Source organism: Armatimonadota bacterium, assembly GCA_020354555.1.
GTDB lineage: Bacteria > Armatimonadota > Hebobacteria.
The window spans coordinates 1,052,296-1,059,053 of sequence record CP070648.1 but is presented as its reverse complement, the minus strand read 5'-3'; the positions used below and the strand labels follow the sequence as shown (position 1 = coordinate 1,059,053).

The following is a 6,758-nucleotide window of genomic DNA, read 5'->3' as shown; positions in this document are numbered from 1 at the left end:
CTGAGCACGCGTTTCGGCATACGCGAGGCGACGACATACGTCAACGACGAGGGTTGGCGAGTCTACATGGTCAACGGCAAGCGGATCCTCATTCGCGGGGCGGCGTGGATGACGAGCGACATGCTGCTGCGGCTCGACCGCAGGCGCTACGATGTCCTCGTACGGTACGCGAAGGAGGCTAACCTCAACATGCTCCGTTCGGAGGGGTTCTCCATTCGCGAGACGGAGGACTTCTTCAACCTCTGTGATGAGTACGGCGTGATGGTCACGCAGCGGCTCTTCGGGCGCAGCATTCCCAACGAGGAACTGGCGATCGAGTGCGTGAAGGACACGATACTCCGCATTCGCAACCACCCGAGCCTGGTACATTTCCTCGGGCACGACGAGACGTTTCCCACCGAGAACCTCGATCAGGCGTACCGCGACTTGATCGCCGGGTACACCCCGGAGCGCACATATCAGCCGCATTCGGGCGCGTTCGCCATCGCGGATCGCTTCAAGACCGGCGGCACGCGCACGGGGAGCCGGCAGCTGTGGACCTATGCCGACCCGACACACTACTACGTGGATACGGAAAGAGGCGCGTGGGGGTTCGCGCAGTCCGGGGGCATCGGCGGCGTCATTGCGCCGATCGAGAGTATGCGCAGGATGATGCCGCGGGATGCGCTGTGGCCGCCGTGGACCGACACCTGGTCCTTTCACACCGTCATTCAAGGGGGACGTTACTTCGACACACTGCGGGAGGCGCTGAATGCGCGCTACGGCCCGCCGGTCAGCATCGAGGAGTTTTGTATGAAAGGGCAGGCGCTGAACTACGAAAGCGCCCGCGCCATGTACGAGGCGTACGGGAGGAACAAGTACTCCGCGACCGGCATCACGCAGTGGAAGTATGACACGGCGTGGCCCGCTTCGCCCACCTGGCAACTGGTTGACTGGTACCTGCTGGTCGGTGGCGCGTACTACGGCGCGAAGAAGGCGTGCGAGGCGCTGCACGTCCAGTACTCGTACGACGACAACTCCGTGTGGGTCGTCAATGCGTACTACAGGGATTTCGCGGACCTGACGGTCACGGCAAGGATCCTCAACACGGATATGACGGAGAAGTACGCGCGACGCGCGACGGTGGGTGTCGCGGCGGACGGCAATGCAAGAGCGTTCACCATCGAGTTGCCGGAGGGCCTAACGAAGACTTACTTCCTAAGCCTGAAGCTGAACGATGCCTCGGGCAAGGAGGTCTCGAGCAACCTCTACTGGCTCTCGACGGCGCCGGACGTCATAGAGGCCCAGGGCTACACGCAAGACCGAGAGTTCTTCCTGCGCTACAAGTCGAGCGCGGATTACACCGGACTTGCGGAGCTGCCACCAGTCAAACTCGACGTTGCATCCGAGATCACCGGCGAAGACGGGGAAGGCAAGGCGCGCGTCAGGATACACAATTCGACCGAGCATCTGGCCCTCATGGTGCATGTCGCGGTGACCAAGGGCGAGAACGGGCTGGAGGTGGCGCCGACGTTTTGGGAGGACAACTACTTCAGCCTGTTGCCTGGCGAGACGCGAACGGTGAGCGGCGCGTTCGCGTCTGGAGACCTGGATGGAGCGACACCCGTCGTCAAAGTCGAGGGTTGGAACGTCCGCGTCGGCAAGTAGCCCTAGTGCTGCGTTAACATTAGAATGACGGATCTTGCGTCTCGCGCGGTCAGGCGACCGCGCGCCCAGACGAGCGCACCGGGCGCGACTTCGCTTGAAGTCGCGAGACGTAGGAGCACATCAAAACACGATTGACAGAGCACCAGTTGCCGGCGGCGCTGGCGCTCAACCGTGGGAGTGACCGTGCAGCCGGGTCTCCAACTCGCGGCGCGCGCGGCCAAACACGGCCTTCATCTGCCGATGCCGTGCCTCGTCGTATCGGACCGACATGGTGTCGAGGTAGGTTAGGCCGCCGTCAATGAGGGTGAGCATATACGCGGCGTCGGCCGCGCTGAACATCTCCTGGCCTCCGCAGATGACGTACACCGGCGACGTGTGCGCCCCGAGCTGAATCGGCCAGCAGTGATGGACGCGCAGGCGGCTGCCGCAGCGAGCGGCGATCCAGGAGCTTCGCTTCACCGGCACTTTGGCCTTGAGCGCCAGCCTGTGCGTGCCTCTCTTGTCGTCGGCGGAAGCGACGACGCGCTCGTTAGCCACCACCTCGAGCAGGTGTATCGGCCATATCGAAGTGGCCTCCGCCTCGACCTCGACTGTGCCGCCGGTTGAAGGCAGTTGGATCTCGTCGCCGACCTCACGCCCTTCAACCTTCAGCGTGATGAGCGGGCCGGATGTGGTGAACGTTCTGCCCGCGCGCACGGCCTTGCCCCAGCTATCGAAAGAGAACCCATCGTCCGAGGCCAGACGCGCGTAGGTCCGCGCACCGCCTACGGGCATGCCGGCGCTCATCTTGTCAGTCCCACCGACCGCGGCCACGCGATAGCCGCAGTTGAGGTAGCGGTACCACTCCTTGAAGCAAAACTCGTCGAGCGACCCGGACGCGGGGTCCGCGTAGCGGCGCAGCTCGACACCATCGAGTTGCCCCAGAGCGAAATAGACGGGCTCCTCGCAGGTCGGGAACGGGAAGTGCGGGCGGATCACGACGCCCTCCCGCCTGCGGCACGTTTCGGCCCATTCGGTCAGCGTGGTGACGTCGGGATCGCCGAGGTAAGCCTCGTGCGGCCCTCCGGCGCACATTGGAAACACAGGGTCTCCATGGGTGCCGAGCATCGAGATGTGCCCGAGCAGGTGATGCCGGTTCTCGGTGCCGACCCAGACGATGGTGTCCTCCGTCGAGCACCCCGATGCCTCTCCGGTGATGTCGGCGACATTTGTGAACAGCTTACCCCATTGCGACGCAAGCAGATTGATCAGGTTAAGGCCTTCGCCCTGACCTTCCAGCCACGCGGTTTGCGGGCTGATGAAGTGAACGTGGGTGTCGGCGGTGATCCAGCCGGATTGCCGCCAATCCGCGGCGCGCTGAATGCGAAGCTCAAGCTCCCGTTGGCCGGGCTTGATCTCGATTTTCCGGCGAACCGGCTCATACTCGAAGCCTTTGGATGCCTCGCAGCATACCTCGCCGACGGGAAGCTCGATCTGGAAGCGCCCCGGCACGTAGGCGAAGCTGGCGCCGCCGAGCTGAAGATCGCCGCCGTAGTCCTCGAACCAGCGGTCGTTGACGACCTCGTGGTGGCCATAAGGCGGCAGGTACTCGCCGTGGCTGCCGCAGAAGCGAATCCGCGTCGGCGTCGGCTTGCCGGTCGCGTCGTCCACGACAGTCACGTGCATCCACGTCGTGCGGGGATGCAAGAGCTGCAGCCGCGCCTTGCCCTTCGTGCTTCCGGCCTTGCCTGTGTCGAACGCTTCGCCGAACGGGATGCTGTACTGCTTCCTCCCGGACTGCACCGAGAGCGTGGCGCCTTCCGCTCCGGTTGCGTGGAGCAGGAATTCCCGGGTCGGCTTGTCTTCCGCCCTCGCGGTGCCCAGACCGCGCTCGGGCGAGTCGAGCCATCGCTGGTCAGGCTTGGCCGGGACTGCGTACAGCCGAGTCACATGGCCCATATCGAGGCTGGCACTCACGTCGGAGGCTTTAGCTTTCGCCTCGGGCGGCAGCAGCAGACGGTAGATGCGACGCGGGACGTGGCGCAGTGGGTGTCCAGGGCCTTCGTAGAGCGTAAGCCCGAGAATGGCGATCGCTCGCTTGCCTGTGGGCTTGAGAACGAGGCCGGCCAGCGCCGCCTCAGGGCGCGGGTTCTCGAGCGCATAAACCCATGACGCGCACTGGACCGGCTGACCGGCAACCCCGGTCTGGTACATCCCCCAGGCCTTGCCGGCCATGTCCTCCGGCGCCACCCTGGTCATGTGCGCTCCCGCCGCCGCGTAAGCCGCGCCCCCCCACGCGCCGACGAAGGGATGGATCTCGAATCGCGTACGAATGGGCTGGGTGTGCTCGCCGCCGTCCGCGTATTGCACAGTGTAGTCGGCAAGATGCTCGCCGACCAACTCGACGCGTTTCGATGCGTCGGAGAAGTGCAGGACGCACAAGTGAGTGGCGGTGCCGCGCAGAGGGACTGCGACCTCCGTCCCCGCACGATCGAGCACGATGAGCCCTTTCCTACTGAGGTCTTTCGCCCCCAGGCGAAACGGGATGCCCCAGAACTGCTGCGCGCCCCGCGGGAGGTGCCGCCAGCGTTCCTGTGCGGACTTATCCCACAGGCGGCTCCTGGGCTTTCCCGTGGCGTTGAAGTGGCGAGTGAGGTTGACGGTTCGGAACGTGGACATCTCTGATGCTCCTTCGCGGAATCCGTTCGCGGGCTCCGCGCCTCAACCGTATGACGGACGTTCGCCGCGGCGCTGCCGCGACACGATGTTGCCTTCTACGGGCTGTGCCGGCCTCCCTGCGCGTCTCCGGGATCCGTGACGAGCGTACGGCTTGCCGGCGCGCGGCTCGACTCATCCCTGGGACGGGCGACGCCCGTTCGTGCAGGATTTGGCCGGCAGCGCGGACAAGCAGTCGCCAAACGAGGTCCGAGGTGCAGCATGGCCGGTGCCCGTTTCCCACTGACCACCACGCCGTTCACATACATCCTCGACTACGGCGGATATGCCGGACACCTGGACGAACCCGACGCGCTCGTGCAACGGATCGCGGACGCGCCGCCGCACCTGCTGCATGTGGCCCACGACACGCCGATTCCCAACACGGCCGGCCCGGTGGTTCTGCTTGGTGATGACGCAGCTCGGCGCCTATCGGTCGAGGAGATGCGAGACCGCACTGCGCGCATCGCCGACATGGTCCGGCGGATCCATGCCGTCGGCGTCAAGACATTCATCCCATACATCTGCAACCAGACGATAGCGGGCGATCCGAAACTGCGGCGAGGCGTGTGGGAGTTCTACGATCACTGGGACGAGTACCTGGACCTGGAGATCGGGCCGCGGCCGGAGGCCGACTCCTTGCACTGGCTGGCGCGCGAGCGAAACGGCCGGCCGCACTTCAACTACGAAATGCGCCACGAGCACTTCACGCGCCGCGGCATGTTCCGCTTCGCGCCGTGTGTCAACAACCCCTACTACAATGCGTACCAGCGCGTTATCGTCACCGCGATCGCGCGCGTCGGATATGACGGCGTGTTCGTGGACAACTGCATACTGAACTGCTACTGCGAATACTGCCGCGAGAGGTTCCGCGGCCACCTCGCGAGCACGTACTCGCCGGAAGAGCTGAGGCGCCGGTTCGGGATCGCGGATCCACAGCAGATCGAGCCGGCTTATCGCGGCAGCCGGCTGGAGTGGGTCAAGGAGGAGCCGACTTTCAAGAAGTTCCTCGCCGACACGTTCAGCGACGAGGAGCTGATCCGGTGGCTCGGCACAGCTGACCTCAATGAGGCGCGACTCGAGGAGGGCGGCAACGGCTGGCTATGGGGCCGCGCTCACGACTACCGCAAGTGGATGGAGCAGCACTACGCGCCGCGCGAATTGGAGAAGATGTTCGGCTCACCGGATCTCTCGCAGTGGGGCGTACGCACTGCCGAGGAGCGAGCGCTGTGGTCGGAGACGAAGCTGTTCTGGGCCGAGAGCATCCGCCACAATCTGGCCTTCATCAAGCAAGTCGGCAGCGAGGTGCGAGGGGACTTCTACATTCTCCCCAACTGGGGCGCGATGCTGAGCTTCGACGCCACGGAATTCCGCGAGGAGATCGCCCACGACGTGGAGACCTGGGCCCCGGCGATGGACGCGATGATGTACGAGGAGGACGGTGACGCAGGCCGGGTGGCACATGGGTTCTACGTGGATCACTTGCTTCAGCAGAAGCTGGCGCTGGCCCTGGGCGTGGCGGGCACGGTGATGTCATCGCGCGGGGCGAACGAAGGCGCGGACGAGCTTGCTCACGCGCAGGCTCTGGCAGCGGGCGGCGGCGCCTACATCCAATTGACGTCGCGGTTCCCGCACATCCGCGCGCGCTACCGCGCGTTTTTCGACGGGAATGCGGAGCTGCTCGCCGGGCTCCGCAGCTACGCCCATGTCGCCATCGGCTGCTTCTTCCGCGAGTTGCACATGGAGAATCACAGCCACCTGCGTCAGGTGTACCAGATCAGTCGCTACCTCGCCGACCAGCACGTTTTGTTCGATCTCATCGTCGAGAGACAACTGACGGCTGATGTCCTGCGCGACTATGACGTGCTCATTCTGCCGGAAGCGCGCTATCTCAGCGACGACGGGGCGGCGGCTGTGGAGGAATTCGCCGCGTCGGGTGGGCTCGTCGTGTTAACCGGTGAGAGCGGCTGCTGCGACGACGCCGGCAAGCCGAGACACGAGAACGCGTTCGCCGAGCCATTTGCGGCGGCGAGGCGCGGCGCAAGCGGCCTGAGGTCTTCGCGCGACGGCAGGTGGGTGCATGCGGTGAATGTCGCTTCGCTCATCGGCGCCGACAACATCAGCCGGGAAGATGCGCTCGACTTCGCGATGTACAGCGCCGCGAGCCTCAACGTGCCTGCGGGGCGCAGCGCGGCGGCGGTGTACGAACTGGATCGCATGATTGGGGTGGACCGCTACTACGATCGGGCGCGCTTGATACCATGGATTGAGCGCGGGCTGGGCTATCGCATTCGCCTGGCTGACGGGCGCCGGGCCGCAGGAGTACGGTTTCACGCCTACCGTGGGGATGACCTGATGCTGCTCCACGCGGTCAACTACAATGTACCCGTGCCCGACGACCCGCGCGGCAGGCCAAT

General features: G+C 64.9%; 3 protein-coding genes. 2 read left to right on the top strand and 1 reads right to left on the bottom strand.

Going from position 1 to position 6,758, the window contains the following annotated elements:
• On the top strand, positions 1-1,647 hold a 1,647-nt coding region (locus JSV65_04350), incomplete at its 5' end, for a hypothetical protein (protein ID UCH35587.1).
• 165 nt (positions 1,648-1,812) lie between these two features.
• Here the strand turns inward: JSV65_04350 and JSV65_04345 are convergent.
• Positions 1,813-4,305 carry a CehA/McbA family metallohydrolase gene (locus JSV65_04345; GenBank protein ID UCH35586.1) on the bottom strand — a complete coding sequence of 831 codons (2,493 nt, stop codon included), beginning with the start codon at positions 4,303-4,305 and terminating at the stop codon, positions 1,813-1,815.
• Between the two features lie 258 nt (positions 4,306-4,563).
• On the opposite strand from JSV65_04345, the gene JSV65_04340 reads away from it, so the two are divergent.
• Positions 4,564-6,758, top strand: a 2,195-nt coding sequence (locus tag JSV65_04340; GenBank protein ID UCH35585.1) for a beta-galactosidase trimerization domain-containing protein, incomplete at its 3' end; no start/stop codon positions are given.